Genomic DNA, 24510 nt, shown 5'->3' with positions numbered 1-24510 from the left:
GCTACGACGGCGACGTACAACCCGGATCGGGGTTCCGGACGGGAATCTTTACCGCCGCCCGGACGTTGACCGGATGACGACGACAGCGACACACCTGTCCTGTGGGCGACAAGCCCGGGAGGCACGATTCATGAGTGAGCGAGCTCTTCGCGGCACGCGCCTCGTGGTGACCAGCTACGAGACGGACCGCGGCATCGACCTGGCCCCGCGCCAGGCCGTGGAGTACGCATGCGAGAAGGGGCACCGCTTCGAGATGCCCTTCTCGGTCGAGGCGGAGATCCCGCCGGAGTGGGAGTGCAAGGTCTGCGGTGCCCAGGCACTCCTGGTGGACGGTGACGGCCCCGAGGAGAAGAAGGCCAAGCCCGCGCGTACGCATTGGGACATGCTGATGGAGCGGCGCACCCGAGAGGAACTCGAAGAGGTCCTCGAGGAGCGTCTCGCCGTTCTGCGTTCAGGTGCGATGAACATCGCGGTTCACCCCAGGGACAGCCGAAAGTCGGCTTGATTCCGGCGGGGACCGGGCAAGGCCACCACGCACAGCGTTATACGACCGCGGGCGCCGTACTTCAGGGTACGGCGCCCGCGGTCGTGTGCGTGCGGGCCCTCCCGGAGAGACCGTGCCCAGGTCCTGTCATCAGCGGGTGAGCGGCGGGCGCGGCCCCTGGGCGGTGTCCCCCGGCGCGGTCCCGGGCTCGTCCCGTACGACCTCGCCCGGGACGATCTTGCCGTCGGGCCGGTGGATGCGTGCCTGCTGGAAGGCGTCACCGAACTGCCCCTGCCCGGCCTCGCGGAGCTTGCGCTCGAAGGTGCGCTGGGCGGAGCGGCTCACGGCCTTCTGCACGGGCGGCACCAGCAGGAGGAGTCCCACGGCGTCCGAGAGCACGCCGGGGATGATCAGCAGCAGGCCGCCCAGCATCGTCAGGCCGTTGCCCTCGCTGTTGGGCCGCGCCCCGGGCGGCACCCCGCCCTGCTGCCGCTGCAGCGTCTCGGTCAGGTTCTCGAAGGCCCGCCGGCCGGCCCGCTTGATGACCACCGAGCCGAGGACGAGACCGGCCACCAGGATGAGGAAGACCACCCATCCGTTCGACGCCCCGGCGACCACGGTGAGCAGCCAGATCTCCAGGACCAGCCATGCGGCGACACCCAGCGGCAGGAGGGTGCGCAGCCTGGAGCGCCTGGGCCGGGCGGGATGCGGGGTCTGAGCGCCAGTCGTCATACTCCCAGTGTGCCTGGGCCCGGCTCAGCACGGGATAAGCGGCCGACCGGCGCTCCTACGGCTGTGCGGTGGGCCGCTGCTTCTCGTCGCCGCGGCCGAGGACCTTGCCGACCCTCTCCCCCACGCCCCACGCCGTGACCCGCCACAGCGCCTCGACGAGGATGTCGCGGCTCATCTTGGAGTCACCGTGCTCGCGCTCGACGAAGGTGATCGGCACTTCCACGACGTGGTAGCCGGCCTTCACCGCGCGGCGGGCCAGGTCGACCTGGAAGCAGTAGCCCTGGGAGGCCACTTCCTCGAGGCCGAGGCCCTCCAGGGTCTCCCGGCGGAAGGCGCGGAAGCCGCCGGTGATGTCGCGCAGCGGCAGATCGAGCGCCACGCGCGAGTAGAGGCTGCCCCCGCGCGAGATGACCTCGCGGGACTTCGGCCAGTTCACCACCCGGCCGCCGGGCACCCAGCGGGACCCCAGCACCAGGTCGGCGCCCTTGAGGGCGGTCAGCAGACGAGGCAGTTCCTCGGGCTGGTGGGAGCCGTCGGCGTCCATCTCGATCAGTACGCCGTAGCCGTGTTCCATGCCCCAGCGGAAGCCCGCGAGATAGGCCGCGCCGAGGCCTTCCTTGCCCTTGCGGTGCAGCACCTGGACGTGTTCGTCGGCCGCGGCCAGTTCGTCGGCGAGCTTGCCGGTGCCGTCGGGGCTGTTGTCGTCGGCCACGAGAACGTGCGCCTCGGGAACGGCCTCACGCACCCGGCCGACGATCGCCTTGATGTTCTCCGCCTCGTTGTAGGTCGGGATGATCACCAGAGCCGTGCCGAGCGGGCCGAAGTTCCTCCCCTGGGATCCTGCCGTGAGGGTCCCGTCGCCGTCGTTCACTGCTGCCCCTTCATGTCCTGTGCGCAGGGTCCCACCATAGTGGGCACGGCCTGTGCCGACGTGACAGGACATTCGTATGGTGGTGTCGTTTACCGAAGATCGGGTAGGAAGACACGTTTTGGGCGTGTGAAGAAGGAAGAGGGACAGCGGATGGGGGCCCGGCGCCCTTCGGGCCGGCCCGGGACCCGCCGGCTGCGGATCGACCTGAAGCCGTTGTCTACTGAGCGCCCGGGCCCCACCCGGGGTCGCACCTCCCCGGCCGGCTGACACGTCCCTCGGTACCGCGCCGCCGCTGAGCCTGGCTCCCAGTGACGGTGCCCCGGTGCGGCACACCGTCCCTGACCCAGCGGCGCCGACACGAGTGGCCGGACGTTCTCCGGTCGGGCGTCCGGTGGTGGACATGGGCGAACCTACCGGCCCCCTGCGGCCGCCTGTCAACAGCCGTTCGACCTGCGTAATGTGGTTCAAACGCCTGGTCAGCGGCGAGGATGCGCAGGTCGCGAGACGGGGGCGCGGCACATGATCGTCACCGCGCCGTCCGCGTAGATCACTCGCCCGGCCGTACGAAGACCGTGCGCCCGCCGACCACCGTACGCAGGCAGACGGGCAGGTCACGGCCCGGGGCGAGGTCGGGCAGTCCGGGGGTGCCGGAGCGCGGGTCGGTGGACCAGCGCGCCACCCGGTCGTCGGGTGCCTGGACCACGAGTTCACCGGTGCGCCAGAGGGCGTAGTCGGCGGGTGCGCCGGGGACCAGGACGCCCGCGTCGTCGCGTCCGACCGCCCGCCAGCCGCCGCGCGTGTGAGCGGTGAACGCGGCGCGCACGGAGACCCGGTGTTCAGGTGTGCGGTGGAAGGCGGCGGCCCGGACGGTCCCCCAGGGGTCGAGGGGGGTGACGGGACTGTCGGAGCCGAAGGCGAGCGGCACGCCGGCCCGCAGCAGCGCCGCGAACGGGTTCAGGGTGCGGGCCCGCTCCGGTCCCAGGCGTTGGGCGTACATGCCGTCCTCACCACCCCACAGGGCGTCGAAGACGGGCTGGACCGAGGCGGTGAGGCCCAGTTCGGCGAAGGCCGCGATGGTCTCGGGGGTGAGCATCTCGGCGTGCTCGACGCGGTGCCGGGCGGCCCGGATCCGGCCGAGGCCGACCTTCTCGGCGGCGGCCCGGACGCCGTCGACGACGGCGGTCACGGCGGCATCGCCGATGGCGTGGAAGCCCGCCTGGAGTCCCGCCTCGGTGCAGGCGACGACATGGGCGGCCACGGCGGCTGCGTCCAGGTGGGCGGTGCCGGTGTGACCGGCGTCGGCGTACGGCTCGTGGAGGCACGCGGTGTGCGAGCCGAGGGCGCCGTCGGCGAACAGGTCGCCCGCGGCACCGACCGCGCCCAGGTCCCTCGCCTTGGCGACGTCCTGTTCGGCCCAGTAACCGACGACGCGGGGGCCGTTCTCCTCGGCCGCGAGCCGCAGCAGGCCGGTGAAGTCGTCCTCGGAGGAGATCTCCGGGCCGCCGCACTCGTGGACCGTGCCGATACCGAGGGAGGCCGCGTGGGCGAGGGCGGCGCGCTGGGCCTCGGTGCGCTGGGCCGGTGTGACGGCGGCCAGGGCGGCGGCGCGTACGGCGTGGTGGGCGTCGCCGGTGAGCGGGGCGTCCGCGCGGGTGACCGCGGCGGCCGGGACGAGGTCGAGGAGCGCGGTCGTGACGACCGCGGAGTGGACGTCGATCCGGCTGAGGTAGAGGGGGCGGCCGCCGGTGGCCTCGTCGAGTTCGGCGCGGGTCGGCGGGCGGCCGCCGGGCCAGCGGGCTGCGTCCCAGCCGTGGCCGAGGAGGACACGGTCGTGGGGGCGGGCGGCGGCGAACTCGCGTACACGGGTGAGCGCGGCGTCGAGGGAGGGGGTGGTGGAGAGGTCCAGGCCGGTGAGGGCCAGGCCGGTGGCGGTGGTGTGGACGTGTGCGTCGGTGAACGCGGGGGTGACCAGGGCTCCGTCGAGGTCGATCACCTCGTCCGCGCTGTCGGTGAAGGCGTCTGCGGCGCCCTCTGTGCCGACCCAGGCGATGTGGCCGTGCTCGATGACCATCGCTGTCGCGAAGGGGTCGGCGGGGCTGTGTACTTCGCCTCGGCGGAGGAGGGTGGTGCGGGAGGGGGCGGTGCGTTCACTCATGGGGACAGTTTCGCGTGTCGGGGGGGCGGAGGGGGCGGGCGGGGCGTTCTCCTCGCCCCCGCCGCCCCTCCCCGTTCCCGTCCCCCGGGGGCGCTGGCGCCGGACCCCCGCTCCTCGAAGGCCGGAGGGGCTGATGGCGCCCGGAGGGGCTGCATCAGACCCGCGGCGGGCGGGATTCGTACGGGGTCGACAGGACCACCGTCGTCCGGGTGGAGACCCCTGCCAAGGTGCGGACCCTGGCCAGGAGTTCCTCCAGTTCGTGGGGGGTGGAGACACGTACCTTGAGGATGTAGTTCTCGTCGCCCGCGACGCTGTGGCAGGCCTCGATCTCGGGGACGCCGGCGAGGCGGTCCGCGATGTCGTCGGGGGCGCTGGGGTCGAAGGGCTTGACCGAGATGAAGGCGGTCATGGGCAGGCCGACGGCCTCCGGGTCGACGACCGCGGCATAGCCGCGGATGACGCCACGCTGTTCCAGCCGGCGCACCCGCTGGTGCACGGCCGACGTGGACAGACCCGTGGCCTTGCCCAGGTCTGTGTAGCTCATCCGCCCGTCCGTGACGAGCAGCTGCACGATCTGTCGGTCCAGCTCCTCCATGGCGCAAGAACCTACAGTGCGCTTGATCCCCTCGGATACCTGAACCGTCCAGGTCATACCCGGTTCGTGATGCGAGCGCGGGCCCGCGAACATGGCGGCGGCATGTGCCGTGTGACGAACGCCACACCCCTGACGCACTCTCCGTGATGTTCCTGTGATTACCTCGGAGGGGGGACGGGAAGTGCTTGCTGTGGTCGAGGCCGCAGTGCCTTCACGGCCCAGCCCGAGGGGGAGAACCCAATGCAGAGTCTTAAGCGCCCTGGACGTACCACGTCCAGGCGGCAGCAGCCGGTCATCGAGCTCGTTCCGGAGTACGTCGAACCCGACGCCACGGACGAGGAACTCGACGCCTACGACACCTTCGAGATGTACCGGGTCGTCTGCCCGGACTGCGCGCAGCCCATCGCCCTGCTCGCGGACGAGGACGTCCTGCCGGAGCACGCGCTGTGTGCCTCACCGTGGAACCCCTTCGGGCTCACGGTGTGCGCCGGCACCGGCCGCAGCGCCACCGAGGCGCGGCCGGCGGACGAGTCCGTCACCCCCCAGGAGCAGGACACCGCCCTGCTCCTGACGCTCCCTCAGGGACTCGACTGGCGCACCCAGCCGTTCTCGCACGTCGGCGGTCCGGGCTCGCGCCCGATCCGGGTCCCGGCGATGCGACAGCAGGCCGCCTGAGCACACACCGGTACGGGGGCGGCGGGGCCCGCCGTCCCCGCCCGCGCGGGACACCCGCGAACGCACGTCCTGCCCCGGGGGGCCGGTGACCGGTCCGGCCACCGCCGCGTTGCCCGGGTATGACGACCCCCACGTGCTCGACGACCGGGCGTCAACGCCGTGTCTTCGTGCCACCGTCCGTGGCGGCGGTCGTACCCGCGCCGCCAAGGCTCCCGGATCCGCCGATCTACCCCGATCTGCTGCGGAACTGGGCCGGCCGGGGCCGTACGCCGCCCGGCCGGCGGGATCCGGAGTGGACGCGGCTCGCCGCGCCCCGGCGGGGGCCCGGCCGGTTCAGCGGGTCTCCGGCCCCGCGAGGTGACGGGCGATGACCATGCGCTGGATCTGGTTGGTGCCCTCGACGATCTGCAGCACCTTGGCCTCGCGCATGTAACGCTCGGCGGGGAAGTCGGCGGTGTAGCCGTAGCCGCCGAGGATCTGTACGGCGTCGGTGGTGACCCGCATCGCGGTGTCGGTGCAGTGCAGTTTGGCCATGGCCGCCTGCTTGGCGAACGGCCGCCCCGCGTCGCGCAGCCGGGCCGCCGCGAGGTACAGGGCGCGCCCCGCCTCGATCTGGGTGGCCATGTCGGCGAGCATGAAGCGCACCCCCTGGAAGTCGGCGATGGGCCTGCCGAACTGCCGCCTCTCGGTCGCGTAGCCGAGAGCCTCGTCGAGCGCCGCCTGGGCGACGCCGATGGCGCAGGCGGCGATGCCGAGCCGGCCGCCGTCCAGTGCGGACAGGGCGATCGCGAAACCCTGCCCCTCCTCGCCGATCCGCCGTGCGTCGGGGACCCGGACGCCGTCGAGATGGACCTGGGCGGTGGGCGAGCCCTTCATCCCCATCTTCCTCTCCGGCACGGCGGCACTGAGCCCCTCCGCGTCACCGGGCACGAGGAACGCGGTGATGCCGCGCGGGCCCTCCTCGCCGGTGCGTGCCATGACCGTGTAGAAGTCGGCGACGCCGCCGTGGGTGATCCACGCCTTGGTGCCGGTGATCACCCAGTCGTCGCCGTCCCGCACGGCCTTGGTGCGCAGGGAGGCTGCGTCCGAGCCCGACGCGGGCTCGGAGAGGCAGTAGGCGCCGAGGAGGCCGCCGCCGAGCATCGCGGGCAGATGTTCCGCCCGCTGCTCCTTGGAGCCGAAGGACGCGAGCGCGTAGGAGGCCAGGGTGTGCACGCTGACGCCGAGGCCGACGGTGAGGCGGGCCGCGGCGAGTTCCTCGAGCACCTGGAGGTAGACCTCGTACGGCTGGTCGCCACCGCCGTACTCGGGGTCGTAGGGGAGGCCGAGCAGACCGGACTCGGAGAGCAGGGTGAACAGCTCGCGGGGGAAGCGTTCCGCGGCCTCGTCCTCGGCCGTCCTCGGGGCGATCTCGTGCTGCGCGATGTCGCGGACGAGCGAGATCAGGTCCCGGGCCTCGTCCGTGGGCAGTTGCCGGTCCACCGGCTGCGGGGCGCGGTCGGGCATGGCGACGCTCTCCTCCCTGTTCGGGCACATCGGCGTGCGCCTTGGGTGGAGGCGGCCGCGCCGGGGTCGTATCGGTGCCGTGCCGATGCTCGCAGTTCCGGGTCTCGGAAGCTGCTGACCAGCGGCTGTGCGCTGTGAGTATGCCCGATCGGGTGCAGCAAGTCACTTGTTAACGACCGCTTACTTCGAGAAACCCTCACACCGCTCCCCGACGATCAAAATTGGTCCGCACCATTGACCAACTGGTCTAGTCCTCCTAGGGTTTCGCTCCACACCGAGTCACCGCGTTCATGCCAATCGGCTCGTGTTCCCCTCCCCCACGAGGAGACAACCGCATGCCATCCCCCCACCGCCCCCGCACCTGGCGGGCGCTCGTGTCCGCCGCCTGCGCCGCCGTGCTCGGCGCCGGACTGCTCGCCGGCGCGGGCACCTCGACCGCGACCGCCGCGACCTCGGCTCAGGAGGCCGCCGCCGGTTCCAAGGTCATCGGCTACTTCACCGAATGGGGCACCTACGACCGCAAGTACTACGTCAAGAACATCGACACGTCCGGCTCCGCGGACAGGCTGACCCACATCAACTACGCCTTCGGGAACGTCACCGGCGGCAAGTGCGCGATCGGCGACTCCTACGCGGCCACCGAGCGCACCTACACCGCCGCCGAGTCCGTCGACGGTGTCGCCGACACCTGGGACCAGCCGCTGCGCGGCACCTTCAACGAGCTGCGCGAACTGAAGAAGAAACACCCCGGACTCAAGGTCCTGTGGTCCTTCGGCGGCTGGACCTGGTCCGGCGGCTTCGGCGAGGCCGCGAAGAACCCGGAGGCCTTCGCCCGGTCCTGCTACGACCTGGTCGAGAACTCGAAGTGGGCCGACGTCTTCGACGGCATCGACATCGACTGGGAGTACCCGAACGCCTGCGGCGCCACCTGTGACACCAGCGGCCGGGACGCCTTCGGGAACCTGCTGTCGGCGCTGCGCACCACGTTCGGCCCGGACAACCTGGTCACCGCGGCGATCACCGCGGACGCCACCGCGGGCGGCAAGATCGACGCGGCCGACTACGCGGGCGCCGCCCGGTACGTCGACTGGTACAACCCGATGACGTACGACTTCTTCGGCGCCTGGGACGCCGCCGGGCCCACCGCTCCGCACTCGGCGCTCACCTCGTACGACGGTATCCCGAAGGCGGACTTCCACAGCGCGGCGACCATCGCGAAGCTCAAGGGCCTCGGCGTCCCCGCGTCCAAGCTGCTGCTCGGCATCGGCTTCTACGGTCGTGGCTGGACCGGTGTCACGCAGTCGGAGCCGGGCGGCACCGCGACCGGCCCGGCGGCCGGCACGTACGAGCCGGGCATCGACGACTACAAGGTGCTGAGGACCACGTGCCCGGCGACCGGTACGGTCGGCGGCACCGCGTACGCCAAGTGTGGCAGTGAATGGTGGAGTTACGACACCCCGGCCACCATCGCGACCAAGATGACCTACAAGGACGAGCAGGGTCTGGGCGGCACGTTCTTCTGGGAGCTGAGCGGTGACACCGCGGACGGAGAGCTGATCAAGGCGATCCGGTAGGACCCGCTCGAAGGGCCGGGGCGGGGGTTCCACGGGGGGACTCCCGCCCCCGTCGCCGTCCTGGTCCGTCTCAGCCGTCGCGGCGGGCGGGCGCCGGGGCCGGGTAGGCGGGGTCCAGCTCCTCGATGGCGCGCATGGCGCCGCCGAGCGTCCTCACCAGCAGTCCGGTCATGGTCTCGCGGGTGAGTTCACCGCGGTCGATCCAGGCGAGCGCGGCACCCTCCACACTGCACACCCAGGCCAGCAGGCCCATCCGCGCCACCGGCGCGATGTCCGTACGCCCGTAGGCACCCTCGGCGAGGGTCGCGACGATGGCCTCGCGCACCCCGTCACGGATGGCGTGCACCTCGGTGTCGAAGCCGACGCCGCCGCTGACGATCGCGCGGTAGGCGGCCTGATTGTGCTCGGCGTAGCGCAGATAGCTGTCGATGGTGCGGTGCACCCGCTCCACCGGGGGCAGCCCGGCGCCGCTCGCGGCGTAGGTGACCAGACCGGCCACCGAGTCCTCGATGATCGCCAGGTAGTAGCCGCGCTTGGAGTGGAAGTAGTAGTAGATCAGCCCTTTGGCGACCCGCGCCTGGCGTGCGATGTCGTCCATGGAGAGCGCGTCGTACGACGTGTCCGCGAACAGGCTCCGCCCGATGGCGATGAGTTCGGCGCGGCGCGCCGACGAACGCTCGGTACCGCGCGCCGCGGGGCGTACGGCGGACTGCCGGCTGATGTTCAATGTCGACCCAGGTCTTCCTGCGGGCGGTGTGAAATCCCGCCGCAGTATGTCAGGTCATCCGGATGGCTCGGGCCGGGAGCCCCCTCACCTCGGGTTACAGCAGTCCCAGTTGGGTCACGAACATCGCGAGGACCATGACGAGGGTCCATCCCATGACGTGCTCGAGGATCTTCGGGCCGTCCTCCCGGGGGCCGCCAGTGCGGGCGCGGGTGACGGTGGCGGTGTTCGCGGTCATGGCATCTCGCTGGTCTCTGTGGTGCGGTGCGGTGGACTCCCCCTGCGACGCTGTCCACTTTCCCACCGTGAGCGCCTTTCGGGTCCGAGACATCGGTCACACGGCGGCGGGCCCCGGGGCGTCCCGGGGCCCGCCGTCCCGACCTGCTCAGCGCACGCCCACCGCCGCGAGCGCCTTGCGCTGGCGCGGGGTCGGACGGTCCGGGAAGTAGAGGTAGCAGACGCCACCCGTGCCGGAGACGACCTTGCCGGAGGCGTTGTACCGCTTGGTCCGCAGCCAGATGTTCTCCCACTCGCGCCGCCGGTAGACCCGGCGCACGGCCTCGTTGTCGTCCGAGGCGGGGTCGTTGGCGATCACATCGCCGTCGGCGGTGAAGCCGATCACCGTCATCAGATGCCCGGAGGTGCCGTACCCCGCTCCGGTCAGCTCCTCCGCCAGGAAGGACTGGGACGTGATGGCCGGGATGCCGGCCGCGATCAGCGTCTCCAGATCGGTGAGGGAGCCGAGGCGGGTGACCACGCCCTGGAGCCCGCGGAAGGTGGCCGCGTAGGCGGCGTTGAAGGGCCAGTTGCCACAGCCCTCGTACTGGTGGTCGAACGTGTACCGGGCCGCGTGGCAGATCTGGGGGTCCGCGTAGGACGGGTCGACCCAGGTGAGCTGCTCCTCGGTGAGCCGGCCGCCCCAGTACTCGATGATCATCTGCGAGGAGGTGGGGCTGCACCAGGCCTCGCCGCCGTTGTCGTACTCCGGGTACTGGCCCTTGTGGATCTCCTGCGAGTAGCGCGGGACGATCAGCTCCCTGGCGATGCCCGGCTCGGAGGCGGGGACGGTGAACCGGTCGGGGACGTCGGAGCCCATCGCGCCGGCCCGCCACACGGTCGGGGTGAGCCGGGTGCCGGGGCGGCGGTGGAGGGTCAGGCGCAGCCGGTACGACGCCAGGCGCAGGCCGGAGGCCGTGTCGTCGACGGAGAACGTGTCCGTCCAGATACTGCTCCTGCCGTCGCTCTGGTCGTCCACCGAGGTGCGCCGGATGTCCTGGTCGCCGGCGGCCCAGCGGCCCATGACGTACCAGGGGGTGTCCGTGCCGTCGGAGTAGGTGCCCCTGAGCTCGATCTGGAGCCAGGTGCCCTCGGGGGTGTGCGCGTTCCAGGAGGCGATGACCTCGCTCGCCGGGACCTTGAGCCGGTGCACCGGCGAGGTCCAGGTCGCGTACTCCCAGGCGGCCGTGGTGCCGGTGTGCGGGTCGGTGTAGTCCGTGGTGCCGGAGGACCTCGCGATCACCAGTCCGGGGCGGGCACCGGCGACGGCACGGGTCCCGTCGGCGGTACCTCCGCGCCAGTCGGTGTACGAGGTCCAGGCCCGGTTGTCGACGGGGCGGGCGGCACTCCCGCCGCCGGGGGCGCCCTCTGCCGGGGTTCCGGTGGTCGGGGTGCCTGCGGACGCCGGGCCCGCGCTCCCCGCGACGGCGGCGACGACCGCCGCGGCCAGGAGGGTTCTGCGGGACGGCAGTTCGGCTCTGCTCATGGGTGGAGGACCCCCAGGTGTCGGAGTCGGGACGGGACCGGTGTGCGTCCGCCGGGTGGAACGGGTGTGCGCCAACTATGGACGCAGCCGGGCGGATCCTGCCAGCACCCCGGCCGGTGCCGCGCCGACCAACATCGGACTCGACCAATGACGGGACCTGCGGCGACCGCACCGGCCCGGTGCCCGCCGGGGACCTAGAGTGCTGCGGTAAGCCCTGCCCCCTCCCCCTGGAGCCGGCCATTCACGATCTCGCCTCCCGCATCCTCGGGCTCGCCCCCTCCTGCGGCCCGGTCCGGCTCGTCGGTGTCGACGGGCACGCCGGCTCGGGCAAGTCGACGTTCGCCGGGCGGCTGGCCGAGGCGCTGGACGGCGCCCCCGTGCTGCGGCTGGACGACATCGCCAGCCACGCGGAACCGTTCGGCTGGACCGGGCGCCTGCGGAGCCAGGTGATCGAACCGCTCGGCCGCGGCGAGACCGCGCGCTACTCCCCCTACGACTGGCACACCCGCCGCTTCGGACCGCCCCGCCCGCTGCCGCCGGCCCCCGTGGTCGTCGTGGAGGGCGTCGGCGCGGGCCGACGGGCGCTGCGCCCCCATCTGGCGCTGCTGCTGTGGATGGACCTTCCCCGGGAGGTGTCCTGGTCACGGGGGCGGGCCCGGGACGGCTCGGAGCAGCGGGAGTTCTGGGACGGGTGGGTACGCGCGGAGCGCGAGCATTTCGCCGGCGACCCCTCGCGCCCCTTCGCGGGGCTGCTGGTGCGGCAGCGCCCGACGGGATACGAACTGCTTCCCGGGCCCGCGGGGACTGCTGAATCACCCCCTTCGCTCACTCAGGGTGACGAGCCGCCCGCGATGTGGTGATCCGGTGAAGACGGGTCCCGGACAAGTTGCCGGAGTACCCCAACTCCGCTTGACCGGGGGCGCGTACAGGTCTTACGTTCTCAATGTGCGGCCCTTCGGAGCCGCCCGCGGACACGAAGCCCCCGGTTGTTCCCCCGTGATCGGGGGCTTCGTTCTGCCCTCTTCGCACCTTTCGGACGCCCAGCGGCATATGACGATCACCCAGGGTCACCGCACGCCGTCCGCACTCCCCCTCCCACCTCGCCGTTCGGCATGCCGGGCACCCTACGGACGTACCGCCCACGCGGGTACGATGCCCTCGGTGCGACCTACGGACATTGCTTCGCGCACCTTGCAACTCCGGTCCGCGGCACAGCGGTTCGTCCTACGGGAGCCGACGGACGAGGGCCGGCCGGTGACCGACGGGGGCACGGTTTGTGGGGGACGTGATGGACTTCGGCACGCAGGGCCCGCAGGCCCCGGCCGACCTCGCCTGGCTGCGGGGCGTGGACGCCTACACCATGGGCGCCTATCCGCAGGCGGAGGAGGAGTTCCGGGCCGCCGTACGGATCGACCCGGGGATGGCCGACGGCTGGCTCGGGCTGCACGCGCTGCGCGTCGACACGACGGCCGCGCTGCTGCGGATGTTCCGGCACCGGGAGCGCTTCGGCGAACAGCGCACCCGGCACGGCCGCACCCTCAACTCCTGGTACTGGCTGGGCTGGTGGGTGCAGCCGGTGCTGGAGAGCCCCCGCGATCTGCTGCTGGCGCACGCCTCCCACTGGCTGGACGGACGCCACGTCCCCGAACTGGACCGGGCGCTCGCCGGGCTGCCTCCGGTGGACACCGATCCGCAGGTCCGCTTCCTGCAAGCCTGCCGTGCCTATCTGGTCAAGGACTGGGAGCAGCTGGTCCGGCGCACGGACTCCCTGGTCGACGACCCGATGCTGGGCATCGAGGCCGGCCTGTTCGGCGGGATGGCCCGGGTGCGGCTGGAGATGTACGGGCAGGCCGAACCGCTGCTGTCGGCGGCGCTGATGCGGTGCCGCAGCGAACAGCCGCAGCGCAAGGAGCTGCGCTACTGGCTGGCCCGCGCCCACGAGGGCACGGGCCGCAGCGCCGCGGCGCTCCCCCTGTACCGGGCCGTGCACCGGGTCGATCCGGCGTTCATGGACACCTCCGCGCGGCTTGCCGCCATCGCCGAGGGCGACGGGTACGACGACGACTCCGGTCTCGCGGCGATCACGCTCACCGGGGCCGGGCAGGACATGGTGGACGGCCCCGACCTGCTCGACCCGCTCTTCGGCACCGAGGGCCGTGATCTCCGGCTCCCCGACCTCGATCCCCCGCCGGGTCCCCTGCCCCCGGTCGCCCCCTCGGGCGTACGGCAGCGGACGGGTGCCGGGACGTCGCCGCCGCCGACCGGGCCGACGGATCCCGCGTTACTGGAGGAGGCGCTCGCCGAACTGGAACGCATGGTGGGCCTGGAGCCGGTGAAGCGGCAGGTCAAGGCGTTGTCGGCGCAGCTGAACATGGCGCGGCTGCGGGCCGGGCAGGGGCTGCCGGTGCAGCCGCCGAAACGCCACTTCGTCTTCTCGGGGCCGTCGGGCACGGGGAAGACGACGGTGGCCCGCATCCTCGGCCGGGTCTTCTACGCCCTCGGGCTGCTCGGCGGTGACCATCTCGTGGAGGCGCAGCGGGCGGATCTGGTGGGCGAGTATCTCGGGCAGACCGCGGTGAAGGCCAATGAGCTGATCGACTCCGCGCTCGGCGGGGTGCTGTTCGTGGACGAGGCCTACTCGCTGTCCAACTCCGGGTACGGCAAGGGGGACGCGTACGGGGACGAGGCGCTGCAGGTGCTGCTGAAGCGGGCGGAGGACAACCGGGATCACCTGGTGGTGATACTCGCGGGGTATCCGGAGGGGATGGACCGGCTGCTGAGCGCGAACCCCGGGCTGTCGTCGCGGTTCACCACACGGGTGGACTTCCCCTCGTACCGGCCGCTGGAGCTGACCGCGATCGGGGAGGTGCTGGCGGGGGAGAACGGGGATGTGTGGGACGAGGAGGCGCTGGACGAGCTGCGGTCGATCGCCGGGCATGTGGTGGACCAGGGGTGGATCGACGAGCTGGGGAACGGGCGGTTCCTGCGGACGCTGTACGAGAAGAGCTGTGCGTATCGGGATCTGCGGTTGTCGGGGTATCCGGGGGTGCTGAGCCGGGATGATCTGGCTACGTTGCGGTTGCCGGATCTGATGCAGGCGTATGGGGAGGTGCTGTCGGGGCGGGGGCCGGCGGACCCGCCGGGGCTTTGAGCCCCGACGGGTGCGGCTGGGCGGGGGCGGGTGTGCGCTCGCCCCGCTGGAGGGGTGCCGCTGCGCCCACCCGTGCCGCCCCAGCGGCACGACTGCCCGCAGCGGCGGCGGTGCGGTTGCCCGTGGATGGGGCGGTGTGGCCGGCTGGGGTCAGGCCAGGGCGTTCTCCTGGTCGCCGCTCGGTCTTGGGTGGGTGAGGGTCACTTCCCGGTGGGCGGGGTCTCGGACTTCTCCCACCAGGAGTTCCAGGACGTCCTCCAGGGCCACCAGGCCCAGGACCCTGCCGGAGGGGCCGGCGACCTGGGCCAGGTGGGTGGCGGCGCGGCGCATCACCGTGAGGGCGTCGTCCAGGGGGAGTTCGGGCCGCAGGGTCGTCATCCGGCGCCAGAGGTGCTGCGGGACGGCGCGGTCGGAGTCCTCCAGGTCCAGTACGTCCTTGACGTGCAGGTAGCCCATGAAGGGCCCCCCGTCCACGGCCACCGGGAAGCGGGAGTACCCGGTACGGGCGGTCAGCTCGACGATCTGCCCCGGGGTGACCGCGGGCGTGACCGTCACCAGCGACTCCCGGCCCAGCAGGACGTCCGTCACCGGGCGCGAACCCAGCTCCAGCGCGTCCTCCAGCCGCTCGGCCTCCTCGGGGTCGAGGAGACCGGCCTGGCCGGAGTCCTCCACCAGCCGGTTGAGCTGCTCGCTGGTGAAGACGGCCTCGACCTCGTCCTTCGGCTCGACGCGGAACAGCCGCAGGATCGCCTGCGCGCAGGCGCCGAGCGCGATCGTGACCGGCTTGCACAGGCGGGCGAACCAGACCAGTCCGGGGCTCAGCCACAGCGAGGCCTTCTCGGGGGCCGCCATCGCCAGGTTCTTCGGGACCATCTCGCCGATGACGAGGTGGAAGAAGACGACCGCGGCGAGCGCGATGACGTAGCCGAGCGGGTGGATCATGCCGTGCGGCAGCTGCATCCACTCGAAGACCGGCTCCAGCAGCCGGGCGACCGTCGGTTCGGCGACCGCGCCCAGGGTCAGCGAGCAGACGGTGATGCCGAACTGGGCGGCCGCCATCATCTGCGGCAGATGCTCCAGGCCGTACAGCACCTGGCGGGCGCGGGTGGTGCCGAGCGGTTCGATCTGGCTGCGGCGGACCGAGATGAGCGCGAACTCGGCGCCGACGAAGAAACCGTTGGCGAGCACGAGCAGCGCGGCGAAGAGGAGTTGCAGCAGGCTCATCCGGCCACCTCCACGAGCGGCAGCGGGGCCGTCCTGACCAGGCGGACGCGTTCGGCGCGGTAGTGGCCGACGCTGCGCACCGACAGGCGCCAGCCCGGCAGTTCCGCGTGGTCGCCGACGGCCGGGATCCGGCCGAGCAGATCGGCGACGAGGCCGGCGACCGTCTCGTACGGGCCCTCGGGCGCTTCCAGGCCTATGCGGAGCAGGATGTCGACCCGGACGCCGCCGTCCACGTCCCAGGCGGGGTTGCCGTCCTCGGGCGGGGCGGGGGCGAGTTCGGGGACGTCCAGTCCGTCGTGCTCGTCGCGCACCTCGCCGACGATCTCCTCGACGATGTCCTCCAGGGTGACGACGCCGGCCGTGCCGCCGTACTCGTCGACGACGACCGCGATGGGCTGCTCGCTGCGCAGCCGGGTGAGCAGCGGCCGTACGGGGAGGGTCTCGGGGACGAGCAGCGCCGGGCGGGCGATACGGCCCACGGGGGTGCGCAGCCGGTCGCGTACGGACACCGCGAGGGCGTCCTTGAGGTGCACCATGCCGACGATCTCGTCGATCCGCTCCCGGTAGACGGGGAAGCGGGACAGTCCGGTCGCCCGGGTCAGATTGACCACGTCCTCGGCGGTCGCCGAGGAGTGCAGGGCGCTGACCTTCACGCGCGGGGTCATGACGTGCTGTGCGGTGAGTTCGCCGAGGGACAGGGTACGGACGAAGAGGTCCGCGGTGTCCTGTTCCAGGGCGCCGGCCCGGGCCGAGTGCCGGGCCAGGGAGACGAGTTCGCCGGGGGTACGGGCGGAGGCCAGTTCCTCGGTGGGCTCGATGCCCAGGGCCCGCACCAGCCGGTTCGCCACGGCGTTCAGCCCGGCGATGACCGGGCGGAACAGCCGGGCGAACGCGTGCTGCGGGCCGGCCACGAAGCGGGCGACCTGCAGCGGACGGGAGACGGCCCAGTTCTTGGGCACGAGTTCGCCGATCACCATCTGCACGGCGGAGGCGAGCAGCATGCCCACGACCACGGAGACACCGGAGACGGCGCCCCCGGGTACACCGATACCGGTGAAGGGGCCGCGCAGCAGTCCGGCGAGCGCCGGTTCGGCGAGCATGCCGACGACGAGGGAGGTGATGGTGATGCCGAGCTGGGTGCCGGAGAGCTGGAAGGACAGCTCCCTGAGCGAATCGACGACACGGCGGGCGCGCCGGTCGCCGGCCGCGGCGGCCCGTTCGGCGTCCGGTCGCTCGACGGTGACCAGGCCGAACTCGGCGGCCACGAAGAAGCCGTTGGCCAGGATCAGCAGGAAGGCGGCTGCGAGGAGCAGCAGGGGGGTGGTCATGATGCCGCCGCCTCCGCATGCGCGCGGACCGCTGGGAGCGGGTCGGCGCTATGTCGGCAGGGGGCGGCGCAGGTACTACAGGACGATCCGTCCATCGCCGGAGAGGGTCACTCCTCGGGTAGCTGGAGCCCCTGGGCTCCGGGCGGGGCGGCAGGGGCGGAGGCGCTGTCGGCGCGCCTCCGCACACCAGATTAATCAAGACAAGGGCGACTGCGGCAGGCGGAGGTCCCCCACGCTTCCCGGAACCGGTCCCGAAAGCGCCTCTGAGTCAGTTCCCGGGGGCCCCGGGTCCGGCGGTGGAGCGGCTCTCGGCGAGTGCCCGCAGGGCCCTCGCGTCGGCGATGGCCTGCTGTTTGGCGATGCCGGGCTGGATGCCGAGCGCGGGCAGGCTGGTGCCGTCGCTGAGGTCGAGGAAGACCCAGGGGTCACCGGGACGGAGGTTCACCCGGAGGATCTCCGCCCAGTCCAGGCGGCGCCGGCTCACGATGTTGACGACGGTGACGCCGCTCTCGTCGGCGACGACCTTCGGGCGTGCGAGCAGGAACAGCACGCCGGCCAGCAGCGCGGCGGTGAACACGAAGCTGATCCGCTCCCCCGGACTGAGCTGCTCCAGCAGCAGCGCGATCAGCGTGATGACCACGAAGAGCGCGGCGCCGGCGGTGTGCAGCACCGCGCGGGTGCGGCCGGGGCGGAAGGTGACGGGCAGCTGGGCCGGGGTGGCGTCCGACATGGTGGTGGTCCGGGTCCCGGTCAGAGGCGGCAGGCGTGGATGGCCGTGGTGAGGATGGCGCGGGCGCCGATGTCGTACAGATCGTCCATGATCCGCTGGGCCTCCTTGGAGGGGACCATGGCGCGGACGGCGACCCAGCCCTCGTTGTGCAGCGGGGACACGGTCGGGGACTCGAGGCCCGGGGTGAGGGCGACGGCCTTCTCGAGCTGTTCGACGCGGCAGTCGTAGTCCATCATCACGTACGTCCGGGCGACGAGGACGCCCTGGAGGCGGCGCAGGAACTGCCGCACCTTGGGCTCCTCGCCGTCCGCGCCGGTACGGCGGATGACGACGGCCTCGGACTTCATGATGGGCTCGCCGACGACCTCGAGTCCGGCGTTGCGCAGTGAGGTGCCGGTCTCGACGACGTCCGCGATGACCTGGGCGACACCGAGCTGGATGGCGGTCTCGACGGCGCCGTCGAGGTGGACGACGGAGGCGTCGACACCGCCGTCGGCGAGGTGTGCGGCGACGATGCCCTCGTAGGAGGTGGCGATCGTCTTGCCCGTCAGGTCCGCCAGGCTGTCGATGGTGCCGGGCTTGGTGGCGTAGTGGAAGGTGGAGCGGGCGAAGCCGAGGGGGAGGATCTCCTCGGCGTCGGCGCCGGAGTCGATCAGCAGATCGCGGCCGGTGATGCCGATGTCGAGCTGCCCGGAGGCGACGTAGATGGCGATGTCGCGGGGGCGGAGGTAGAAGAACTCGACCTCGTTGGTCGGGTCGACGGTGCGCAGTTCCTTGGATTCGCGGCGCTGCCGGTAGCCGGCCTCATGCAGCATCTCCCCCGCGGGGCCTGACAGGGAACCCTTGTTGGGGACGGCGATGCGCAGCATGAGGTCGGCTTCCTTCGTGTGGTGGGTGGTGTGGCGGGGGTGCGGATCTACAGGTGGGCGTAGACGTCGTCGAGGGAGATGCCGCGGGCGACCATCATCACCTGGACGTGGTACAGCAGCTGCGAGATCTCCTCGGCGGCCGCCTCCTTGCCCTCGTACTCGGCGGCCATCCAGACCTCGGCGGCCTCCTCGACGACCTTCTTGCCGATGGTATGGACGCCCTTGCCCACCAGTTCGGCGGTGCGGGAGGTGGCGGGATCGCCGTGGGCGGCCTTGTGCTGGAGCTCGGTGAAGAGCTCCTCGAACGTCTTCTTGGACATGGTGGTCCTCACCCTACGCGCTGACGGGGTCTGCTCACCGCCAGGGTTCGGATACTGAACGCAGGCAGGCCGCGGTCGCCACCGCCGCGGTGACGGCCTCGTGTCCCTTGTCCTCGCTGGAGCCGGGCAGTCCGGCGCGGTCGAGGGCCTGCTCCTCGTCGTCACAGGTGAGCAGGCCGAATCCGACGGGGACGCCGGTGTCGACCGAGACCTGGGTGAGGCCCTGGGTGACGCCCTGGCACACGTAGTCGAAGTGGGGTGTACCGCCCCGGATGACGACGCCGAGGGCGACGACCGCGTCGTAGCCCCGGCCGGCCAGGACCTTGGCGACGACGGGGAGTTCCCAGCTGCCGGGGACCCGGAGCAGGGTCGGTTCGTCGATGCCGAGGTCGTGCAGGGCGCGCAGGGCGCCGTCGACCAGTCCGTCCATCACCTTCTCGTGCCACTGTGCGGCGATGACGGCGACCCGCAGGTCGCCCACGTCGCGTACGGACAGTTCCGGTGCACCCTTGCCGCTCACGTCTCTCCTCGGTGGTTCTCGTTACTGGTTGCCGCAGGCGGGCACGGTAGGCGTGTCCAGCCAGGGCAGGTCGTGGCCCATCCGGTCCCGCTTGGTGCGCAGGTAGCGGAGGTTGTGCTCGCCCGCGGTGACGGGCATCGGCTCACGGCCGGTGACCTCGATGCCGTGGCGGACGAGCGCGTCCGACTTGTCAGGGTTGTTGGTCATCAGGCGGACGCTGCGGACGCCGAGGTCGGCGAGGATCTGCGCGCCGGCGCCGTAGTCGCGGGCGTCGGCGGGCAGGCCGAGTTCGAGGTTGGCGTCGAGGGTGTCCCGGCCGCGTTCCTGGAGTTCGTAGGCGCGCAGTTTGGACATCAGGCCGATGCCGCGCCCTTCGTGGCCGCGCAGGTAGACGACGATGCCCCGGTCCTCGGCCTGGACGCGGTCCAGGGAGGCATCGAGCTGGGGGCCGCAGTCGCAGCGCTGGGAGCCGAAGATGTCGCCGGTGAGGCATTCGGAGTGGACGCGGACGAGGACGTCCTCGCCGTCCTCGATGTCTCCGTGGACGAGGGCGACGTGCTCGACGCCGTCGACTGTGGAGCGGTAGCCGTATGCGGTGAAGACGCCGTGGGAGGTGGGCAGCCGGACCTCGGCCTCGCGGCGGACGGTGGGTTCGGCGGAGCGGCGGTAGGCGATCAGGTCCGCGATGGAGATGATCGTCAGGCCGTGCTTACGGGCGAACGGGATCAGTTCGGGCAGCCGCAGCATGGTGCCGTCCTCGCCGGCGATCTCGACGATGGCGCCGGCCGGGCGCAGTCCGGCGAGGCGGGCGAGGTCGACTGCGGCCTCGGTGTGGCCGTCGCGCACGAGGACGCCGCCGGGGCGGGCGCGCAGCGGGAAGACGTGGCCGGGGCGGACGAGGTCGGCCGGTTCGGCGGTGCCGCCGGCGAGCAGCCGGAGCGTGGTGGCGCGGTCGGCGGCGGAGATGCCGGTGGTCACGCCGTGGGCGGCGGAGGCGTCGACGGAGACGGTGAACGCGGTCTTCATGGACTCGGTGTTGTCGTCGACCATCTGCGGCAGGCGCAGCCGGTCCAGCTCACCGCCCTCCATGGGGGCGCAGATCAGACCGCGGCACTCGCTCATCATGAAGGCGACGATCTCGGGGGTGGCCTTCTCGGCGGCGACGACGAGGTCGCCCTCGTTCTCGCGGCCCTCGTCGTCGACGACCACGACGGGGCGGCCGGCCGCGATGTCGGCGATGGCCTGCTCGATGGGGTCGAGGGTGAGGTCCTCGGCGCCTTCGGTGCTGTAGAGGATCGGTGCCGCGGTCATGCGGGGGCTCCCTTCAGGGCGGGCCGCGCGTCCTCGCGGGAGCGCAGCCACCAGTCGCGCATGCCCCACAGGACGAGCGCGCCGTAGATGACGTAGACGAAGCCGGAGAAGGCGAAGCCGTTGGCGAAGTTCAGGGGGACGCCAACGAGGTCGACGAGCAGCCAGGCGAACCAGAACTCGACCATGCCGCGGGCCTGCGCGTACATGGCGACGACGGTGCCGACGAAGATGTAGGCGTCCGGCCAGGGGTCCCAGGACAGGGACGGGTAGAGGCTGAACAGCCCGCCGACGGCGAGGGTGCCGACGGCTGCGGCGCCCACGAGGAGCAGGCGTTCGCGGTTGGTCGCGAACCGTACGGCGACGGAGCCGTCCTGGGCCTGCCTCCGCCCGCGGTTCCACTGCCAGAAGCCCCAGGCGGCGACCAGCATGACGACGACCTGCTTGCCGGCGCTGCCCGAGAGATGGGCGGTGGAGAAGGCGGCGAACAGGATGAGCCCGGAGACGAACTGGGCGGGCCAGGTCCAGATGGACCGGCGCCAGCCGAGGGCGAGGGCGATCAGCCCGATCACGTTGCCGATCATGTCCGACCACTTGATGTGCTGGTCGAAGAGGGTGAACGCCTCGGAGTTGAGCCAGTTCACCGGGCCGTCCCCTCACCGATGGCGCGGTCGCCGAGCATCCGCTCGACGTACTTGGCGATGACGTCCACCTCGAGGTTGACCGGGTCGCCGGGCTGCTTGATGCCGAGCGTGGTCAGGGCGAGGGTGGTCGGGATCAGGCTGACGGTGAAGAAGTCGGCTCCGGCGTCGACGACGGTGAGGCTGATGCCGTCGACGGTGATGGAGCCCTTCTCCACCACGTAGCGGGAGAGGTCGGCGGGGAGGGAGATCCTCACGATCTCCCAGTGCTCCGACGGCTCGCGTCCGAGGATCTCGCCGGTGCCGTCGACATGCCCCTGCACGATGTGGCCGCCGAGGCGGGAGCCGACGGCCGTGGGGCGTTCGAGGTTGACGCGGGAGCCGATGGCGAGGGCGCCGAGGCTGGAGCGCTTCAGGGTCTCGGCCATGACGTCGGCGGTGAACTCGTCGCCTTCGTGTTCGACGACCGTGAGGCAGACGCCGTTGACGGCGATCGAGTCGCCGTGCTTCGCACCTTCGGTGACGACGGGGCCGCGCAGCCGGAAGCGACAGGCGTCGTCGAGGTTCTCGACGGCGGTGATCTCGCCCAGCTCTTCGACGATTCCGGTGAACACTTCCCGGGTCCTCCTGCCTCTTCGGGCACGGACTCCGGGGCTGTCGATGACGACAGAAACCGCGGGTGAGGACACCGGGAGCGACGCCGGACAGGGCCCGCCTCGACGGCGAACCGGTACGGCGGCGCGCATGGATGCCCGCCCGCCGCGCACTGCCTCCCATCCGGACTTTAACCGTCGGTCCAGGAATTTCACCTGGTCAACCGGTCGCTGGAGGCGACCGGGTCGCGGACTGTAACCGCCGGTTCGGACTTTCACCGACCCCGGAGTGCGCTGCTACTGGTACAGGGCCAGTCTGCCACGGCCGGCCGCCCTCCATACGGGCGATGGGTGTGGAGTGGCTCACAAGGGGTGACACGAAGGCTGCCGTGCGTGGTGCGGGGCAACTCCCCCGTGGCGCCCCGCCCTTGTTGGTCCATACCTATTGACCACTGTGGTCTAGTCCATTTAAAGTCGGCGCCGACTCCCTGGTGAGCACCCCGGACCGGCCCGGCGGCGGTGAAGACGGCCCTTGCCCGCCGCCGGGTCCCACCACGCCCGGATGCGCCCGGTGCCGGACCCGGCGAAGCTGGATCCCGTACGGGGCGGGTCGGCCGATCCGCCCCGCCGGTGTCCGAAGGGACGGCACGACATGACCACGATCCTGGTGACCGGCGGCACCGGCACGCTCGGCCGGCATGTCGCCGAACGGCTGCGGACGGACGGGCACGAGGTGCGGGTGCTCAGCAGGCACAGCCGTCCGTACGCCGTCGACCTGCGGGAAGGCGGAGGCGAGCTCGGCGCCGCCGTCACGGGCGCGGACACGGTCGTGCACTGCGCGACGTCCGCGCGCGGTGGCGACGAGACGGCCGCGCGGAATCTGATCGCGGCGGCGCGGCGGGCCGGAGTGGGGCACCTGGTGTACATCTCGATCGTGGGTGTCGACCGGGTGCCGTACGGCTACTACAAGACCAAGCTCGCCGTGGAGCGGCTGGTGGAGGAGTCGGGGCTGGGCTGGACGGTGCTGCGTGCGACCCAGTTCCACGATCTGGTGTTCAGGGTTCTGCGGGGGATGGCGAAGCTGCCGGTCGTGCTGTTGCCGGCCCGGGTGAAGGATCAGCCGGTCGATGTACGTGAGGTGGCGGAACGTCTGGCCGAGCTGGCGCAGGGGGCGCCGGCGGGGCGGGTCGACGATATGGGCGGTCCCGAGATCCGCACGTTCGACTCCCTGGCTCGCGCGTATCTGAAGGCGGCGGGGCGGCACCGGCCGGTGGTGAAGGTCCCGCTGCGCGGGGCGGCCTACGACGCGTTCCGTGAGGGCCGGCACTTGGCCCCGCACCATGCGGTGGGGAGGGCGACGTTCGACGAATACGTGACGTCACACGTCGCCCGGCCCGCACCCCGCTGAACCCCCGGGATTCTCGCCCCCGCCGCCCCTTCCCGTCCCGAACCGGGGCGCCGCCCCCGGTGTCGGGCGACTCCGCCTCGCCGTACTACGGCGTACCGAACAGCTCATCCTGCGCACGGTCGCGCGCCGTGAGCAGCGCCCCCCGCAACACCGCCCCACCCCCCAGACCGCTGGCCCGCACATCCGCCGGCAGAGGCGACATCGCGGCCAACCGCTCCCGCACCCGCCCGGCCAGCGCCTCCCCCCCGGCCTGCCCCACCTCACCCCCCAGCACCACATGCCCGGGATCCAGCAACGCGACCAGCGAGGCGACCCCCACGGTGACGCGATCGGCCAGCGCGTCGAGAAATCGCGCCCCCACCGCACCCGGCACATCCGCCGCGGCAGCCGCGCGAACCGCCCCCGCCGCAGCCGCCGGATCCCCCGGCTCCGTCACCACCCCGTACGACTCCGCCAGTCGAGCCACCGCCCCCGCCCCCACCAGCGAGTGGAACCCACCCTCGCAGTCGGTGGCCGACGGCAGCCCGCTCGTACCGGGCACCGGCAGAAACCCGATCTCCCCCGTACCCCCGGACGCCCCCCTGCGCAGAACGCCGTCGAGGATCACCGCGGCCCCGGTGCCGTGTCCCAGCCACAGCAGGACGAAGGTGTCCCGCTCCCGCGCCGCCCCGTCCCGCTGCTCGGCCAGCGCCGCCAGGTTGGTCTCGTTCTCCACACGGACCCGGGCCTCGGGAAGCCGCTCCTGAAGGGCGGCGACCAGCCTCCGGTGCCACTCCGGCAGCCCCGTCGAATCCCGCAGTTCACCGCTCGCGGGATCGATCAGCCCGGGCGCCCCGATCCCGACGGTGTGCAGCCGGTCCGCGCCCGCCTCCTTCAGGGTCCGCTCGACCAGGGTGACCGCCTGTTCGACCGCCGGTCCGGTGCCCGCGTCGCCGGTGATGGGCAGGGCCGCCTCGGCCAGTACCTCGCCGACGAGGTCCGACACCAGCACGGCGACGCCCTCGGTGCGGACGTCCAGCGCGGCCAGGTGGGCCCGGTCGGCGACGATGCCGTACAGCTTGGCGTTGGGCCCCCGCCGCTGCTCCCCCGCCTCGCCGACCATCCCGATGAGGCCGGCCGCGGTGAGCCGCTCGACGAGGTCGGCGACGGTCGGCCGGGACAGCCCGGTGAGCTGCTTCAACTGCCCTGCGGTCAGCGGGCCTTCCTGCTGGAGCAGACGCAGGGCGAGCCGGTCGTTGAGGGCTCTGGCGGTGCTCGGTGATGCGGCCATGCCGGGATCCTTCCAGATCGGCGGGACCGGTCGGCGCCTGCTCGGCCGCCGGTGACCCCTTATCTTTCAG

24 protein-coding genes and 1 riboswitch are annotated in these 24510 nt (G+C 72.0%); of the genes, 6 read left to right on the top strand and 18 right to left on the bottom strand.

The window, feature by feature from the left end:
- Window positions 1-130 precede the first annotated feature (130 nt).
- Window positions 131-505 (top strand): RNA polymerase-binding protein RbpA, encoded by a 375-nt coding sequence (locus ACGFR9_RS16750; RefSeq protein ID WP_003977404.1) that lies wholly within the window; start codon window positions 131-133, stop codon window positions 503-505.
- Window positions 506-634: 129 nt separating this feature from the next.
- Here the strand turns inward: ACGFR9_RS16750 and fxsA are convergent, their stop codons facing one another.
- The 4 genes from fxsA to ACGFR9_RS16730 form a co-directional block, all read right to left on the bottom strand.
- Complete coding sequence (gene fxsA / locus ACGFR9_RS16745; RefSeq protein ID WP_393208434.1) at window positions 635-1216, bottom strand: FxsA family membrane protein; 582 nt, start codon at window positions 1214-1216, stop codon at window positions 635-637.
- A 55-nt stretch (window positions 1217-1271) separates the two neighbouring features.
- Window positions 1272-2087 carry a polyprenol monophosphomannose synthase gene (locus ACGFR9_RS16740; protein WP_393208431.1) on the bottom strand — a complete coding sequence of 272 codons (816 nt, stop codon included), beginning with the start codon at window positions 2085-2087 and terminating at the stop codon, window positions 1272-1274.
- A 547-nt stretch (window positions 2088-2634) separates the two neighbouring features.
- Window positions 2635-4242, bottom strand: a complete 1608-nt coding sequence (locus ACGFR9_RS16735) for an amidohydrolase (RefSeq protein WP_393208428.1) — start codon at window positions 4240-4242, stop codon at window positions 2635-2637.
- A 154-nt stretch (window positions 4243-4396) separates the two neighbouring features.
- Entirely contained in the window at window positions 4397-4837 is a 441-nt protein-coding gene (locus tag ACGFR9_RS16730) for an Lrp/AsnC family transcriptional regulator (protein ID WP_393208425.1), read from the bottom strand.
- A 240-nt stretch (window positions 4838-5077) separates the two neighbouring features.
- Here ACGFR9_RS16730 and ACGFR9_RS16725 point away from each other — a divergent pair, with 240 nt between their 5' ends.
- Entirely contained in the window at window positions 5078-5512 is a 435-nt protein-coding gene (locus tag ACGFR9_RS16725) for a hypothetical protein (RefSeq protein ID WP_393208422.1), read from the top strand.
- A gap of 333 nt (window positions 5513-5845) precedes the next feature.
- On the opposite strand, the gene ACGFR9_RS16720 is transcribed toward ACGFR9_RS16725, so the two are convergent.
- Window positions 5846-7018 carry an acyl-CoA dehydrogenase family protein gene (locus tag ACGFR9_RS16720; RefSeq protein WP_393208419.1) on the bottom strand — a complete coding sequence of 391 codons (1173 nt, stop codon included), beginning with the start codon at window positions 7016-7018 and terminating at the stop codon, window positions 5846-5848.
- Window positions 7019-7353: 335 nt separating this feature from the next.
- On the opposite strand from ACGFR9_RS16720, the gene ACGFR9_RS16715 reads away from it, so the two are divergent.
- On the top strand, window positions 7354-8592 hold the full coding sequence (locus tag ACGFR9_RS16715) for a glycoside hydrolase family 18 protein (protein WP_393208416.1): 1239 nt from the start codon (window positions 7354-7356) through the stop codon (window positions 8590-8592).
- Between the two features lie 70 nt (window positions 8593-8662).
- Here ACGFR9_RS16715 and ACGFR9_RS16710 read toward each other — a convergent pair whose 3' ends face one another.
- The 3 genes from ACGFR9_RS16710 to ACGFR9_RS16700 all read right to left on the bottom strand — a co-directional run bounded on the left by ACGFR9_RS16710 (window position 8663) and on the right by ACGFR9_RS16700 (window position 11078).
- Complete coding sequence (locus ACGFR9_RS16710; RefSeq protein WP_393208413.1) at window positions 8663-9319, bottom strand: TetR/AcrR family transcriptional regulator; 657 nt, start codon at window positions 9317-9319, stop codon at window positions 8663-8665.
- A gap of 94 nt (window positions 9320-9413) precedes the next feature.
- Window positions 9414-9554 (bottom strand): SCO1431 family membrane protein, encoded by a 141-nt coding sequence (locus ACGFR9_RS16705; RefSeq protein ID WP_393208410.1) that lies wholly within the window; start codon window positions 9552-9554, stop codon window positions 9414-9416.
- Between the two features lie 147 nt (window positions 9555-9701).
- A complete protein-coding gene (locus ACGFR9_RS16700) occupies window positions 9702-11078 on the bottom strand; it encodes a peptidase C39 family protein (protein ID WP_393208407.1) in 1377 nt (458 codons plus the stop codon).
- Between the two features lie 179 nt (window positions 11079-11257).
- On the opposite strand from ACGFR9_RS16700, the gene ACGFR9_RS16695 reads away from it, so the two are divergent.
- Together ACGFR9_RS16695 and ACGFR9_RS16690 are read left to right on the top strand one after the other, a co-directional pair.
- Window positions 11258-11938, top strand: coding sequence for a hypothetical protein (locus tag ACGFR9_RS16695; protein ID WP_393208579.1), 681 nt, complete (start codon window positions 11258-11260; stop codon window positions 11936-11938).
- A 428-nt stretch (window positions 11939-12366) separates the two neighbouring features.
- A complete protein-coding gene (locus tag ACGFR9_RS16690; protein WP_393208404.1) occupies window positions 12367-14229 on the top strand; it encodes an AAA family ATPase in 1863 nt (620 codons plus the stop codon).
- Between the two features lie 150 nt (window positions 14230-14379).
- Here ACGFR9_RS16690 and ACGFR9_RS16685 read toward each other — a convergent pair whose 3' ends face one another.
- From ACGFR9_RS16685 to ACGFR9_RS16645, 9 genes are all read right to left on the bottom strand, one after another.
- Complete coding sequence (locus ACGFR9_RS16685; RefSeq protein ID WP_393208402.1) at window positions 14380-15453, bottom strand: hemolysin family protein; 1074 nt, start codon at window positions 15451-15453, stop codon at window positions 14380-14382.
- The gene (locus ACGFR9_RS16680) at window positions 15450-16781 is read right to left on the bottom strand and encodes a hemolysin family protein (protein WP_393208399.1); all 1332 of its coding nucleotides are present in this window, start codon (window positions 16779-16781) and stop codon (window positions 15450-15452) included. The genes ACGFR9_RS16685 and ACGFR9_RS16680 overlap by 4 nt, the downstream gene beginning before the upstream one ends.
- Window positions 16782-17049: 268 nt before the next feature.
- Window positions 17050-17511: a PH domain-containing protein gene (locus ACGFR9_RS16675; RefSeq protein WP_393208396.1), complete on the bottom strand. Its 462-nt coding sequence runs from the start codon at window positions 17509-17511 to the stop codon at window positions 17050-17052.
- A gap of 20 nt (window positions 17512-17531) precedes the next feature.
- Window positions 17532-18380, bottom strand: a complete 849-nt coding sequence (hisG, locus tag ACGFR9_RS16670) for an ATP phosphoribosyltransferase (protein ID WP_030221502.1) — start codon at window positions 18378-18380, stop codon at window positions 17532-17534.
- A 47-nt stretch (window positions 18381-18427) separates the two neighbouring features.
- On the bottom strand, window positions 18428-18700 hold the full coding sequence (locus ACGFR9_RS16665) for a phosphoribosyl-ATP diphosphatase (RefSeq protein WP_030221505.1): 273 nt from the start codon (window positions 18698-18700) through the stop codon (window positions 18428-18430).
- A 34-nt stretch (window positions 18701-18734) separates the two neighbouring features.
- On the bottom strand, window positions 18735-19220 hold the full coding sequence (ribH, locus tag ACGFR9_RS16660) for a 6,7-dimethyl-8-ribityllumazine synthase (protein ID WP_030867847.1): 486 nt from the start codon (window positions 19218-19220) through the stop codon (window positions 18735-18737).
- A 21-nt stretch (window positions 19221-19241) separates the two neighbouring features.
- Window positions 19242-20531 carry a bifunctional 3,4-dihydroxy-2-butanone-4-phosphate synthase/GTP cyclohydrolase II gene (locus ACGFR9_RS16655; protein ID WP_393208391.1) on the bottom strand — a complete coding sequence of 430 codons (1290 nt, stop codon included), beginning with the start codon at window positions 20529-20531 and terminating at the stop codon, window positions 19242-19244.
- Window positions 20528-21172, bottom strand: a complete 645-nt coding sequence (locus ACGFR9_RS16650; protein ID WP_393208388.1) for a nicotinamide riboside transporter PnuC — start codon at window positions 21170-21172, stop codon at window positions 20528-20530. The genes ACGFR9_RS16655 and ACGFR9_RS16650 overlap by 4 nt, the downstream gene beginning before the upstream one ends.
- Complete coding sequence (locus ACGFR9_RS16645) at window positions 21169-21783, bottom strand: riboflavin synthase (RefSeq protein WP_393208385.1); 615 nt, start codon at window positions 21781-21783, stop codon at window positions 21169-21171. Before ACGFR9_RS16645 ends, ACGFR9_RS16650 begins: the two co-directional genes overlap by 4 nt.
- A gap of 145 nt (window positions 21784-21928) precedes the next feature.
- Window positions 21929-22059: riboswitch (FMN riboswitch) on the bottom strand.
- Window positions 22060-22414: 355 nt separating this feature from the next.
- Between ACGFR9_RS16645 and ACGFR9_RS16640 the strand changes: the two genes are divergently transcribed.
- Window positions 22415-23170 (top strand): SDR family oxidoreductase, encoded by a 756-nt coding sequence (locus ACGFR9_RS16640; RefSeq protein WP_393208382.1) that lies wholly within the window; start codon window positions 22415-22417, stop codon window positions 23168-23170.
- 85 nt (window positions 23171-23255) lie between these two features.
- On the opposite strand, the gene ACGFR9_RS16635 is transcribed toward ACGFR9_RS16640, so the two are convergent.
- A complete protein-coding gene (locus ACGFR9_RS16635) occupies window positions 23256-24440 on the bottom strand; it encodes an ROK family transcriptional regulator (protein ID WP_393208379.1) in 1185 nt (394 codons plus the stop codon).
- Window positions 24441-24510 lie beyond the last annotated feature (70 nt).

Source organism: Streptomyces sp. NPDC048584 (assembly GCF_043199595.1).
Lineage (GTDB): Bacteria > Actinomycetota > Actinomycetes > Streptomycetales > Streptomycetaceae > Streptomyces > Streptomyces edwardsiae.
Note: the sequence above shows the minus strand (reverse complement) of the source record. Positions and strands in the feature narration are given on the sequence as shown.

What these genes read in the sequence shown, in the direction of transcription:
- ACGFR9_RS16750 (WP_003977404.1), top strand. Translation starts at nt 131, where the DNA reads ATGAGTGAGCGAGCTCTTCGCGGCACGCGCCTCGTGGTGACCAGCTAC.
- fxsA (WP_393208434.1), bottom strand. Translation starts at nt 1,216, where the DNA reads ATGACGACTGGCGCTCAGACCCCGCATCCCGCCCGGCCCAGGCGCTCC.
- ACGFR9_RS16735 (WP_393208428.1), bottom strand. Translation starts at nt 4,242, where the DNA reads ATGAGTGAACGCACCGCCCCCTCCCGCACCACCCTCCTCCGCCGAGGC.
- ACGFR9_RS16730 (WP_393208425.1), bottom strand. Translation starts at nt 4,837, where the DNA reads ATGGAGGAGCTGGACCGACAGATCGTGCAGCTGCTCGTCACGGACGGG.
- ACGFR9_RS16725 (WP_393208422.1), top strand. Translation starts at nt 5,078, where the DNA reads ATGCAGAGTCTTAAGCGCCCTGGACGTACCACGTCCAGGCGGCAGCAG.
- ACGFR9_RS16720 (WP_393208419.1), bottom strand. Translation starts at nt 7,018, where the DNA reads ATGCCCGACCGCGCCCCGCAGCCGGTGGACCGGCAACTGCCCACGGAC.
- ACGFR9_RS16715 (WP_393208416.1), top strand. Translation starts at nt 7,354, where the DNA reads ATGCCATCCCCCCACCGCCCCCGCACCTGGCGGGCGCTCGTGTCCGCC.
- ACGFR9_RS16705 (WP_393208410.1), bottom strand. Translation starts at nt 9,554, where the DNA reads ATGACCGCGAACACCGCCACCGTCACCCGCGCCCGCACTGGCGGCCCC.
- ACGFR9_RS16700 (WP_393208407.1), bottom strand. Translation starts at nt 11,078, where the DNA reads ATGAGCAGAGCCGAACTGCCGTCCCGCAGAACCCTCCTGGCCGCGGCG.
- ACGFR9_RS16690 (WP_393208404.1), top strand. Translation starts at nt 12,367, where the DNA reads ATGGACTTCGGCACGCAGGGCCCGCAGGCCCCGGCCGACCTCGCCTGG.
- ACGFR9_RS16685 (WP_393208402.1), bottom strand. Translation starts at nt 15,453, where the DNA reads ATGAGCCTGCTGCAACTCCTCTTCGCCGCGCTGCTCGTGCTCGCCAAC.
- ACGFR9_RS16680 (WP_393208399.1), bottom strand. Translation starts at nt 16,781, where the DNA reads ATGACCACCCCCCTGCTGCTCCTCGCAGCCGCCTTCCTGCTGATCCTG.
- ACGFR9_RS16675 (WP_393208396.1), bottom strand. Translation starts at nt 17,511, where the DNA reads ATGTCGGACGCCACCCCGGCCCAGCTGCCCGTCACCTTCCGCCCCGGC.
- hisG (WP_030221502.1), bottom strand. Translation starts at nt 18,380, where the DNA reads ATGCTGCGCATCGCCGTCCCCAACAAGGGTTCCCTGTCAGGCCCCGCG.
- ACGFR9_RS16665 (WP_030221505.1), bottom strand. Translation starts at nt 18,700, where the DNA reads ATGTCCAAGAAGACGTTCGAGGAGCTCTTCACCGAGCTCCAGCACAAG.
- ACGFR9_RS16655 (WP_393208391.1), bottom strand. Translation starts at nt 20,531, where the DNA reads ATGACCGCGGCACCGATCCTCTACAGCACCGAAGGCGCCGAGGACCTC.
- ACGFR9_RS16640 (WP_393208382.1), top strand. Translation starts at nt 22,415, where the DNA reads ATGACCACGATCCTGGTGACCGGCGGCACCGGCACGCTCGGCCGGCAT.
- ACGFR9_RS16635 (WP_393208379.1), bottom strand. Translation starts at nt 24,440, where the DNA reads ATGGCCGCATCACCGAGCACCGCCAGAGCCCTCAACGACCGGCTCGCC.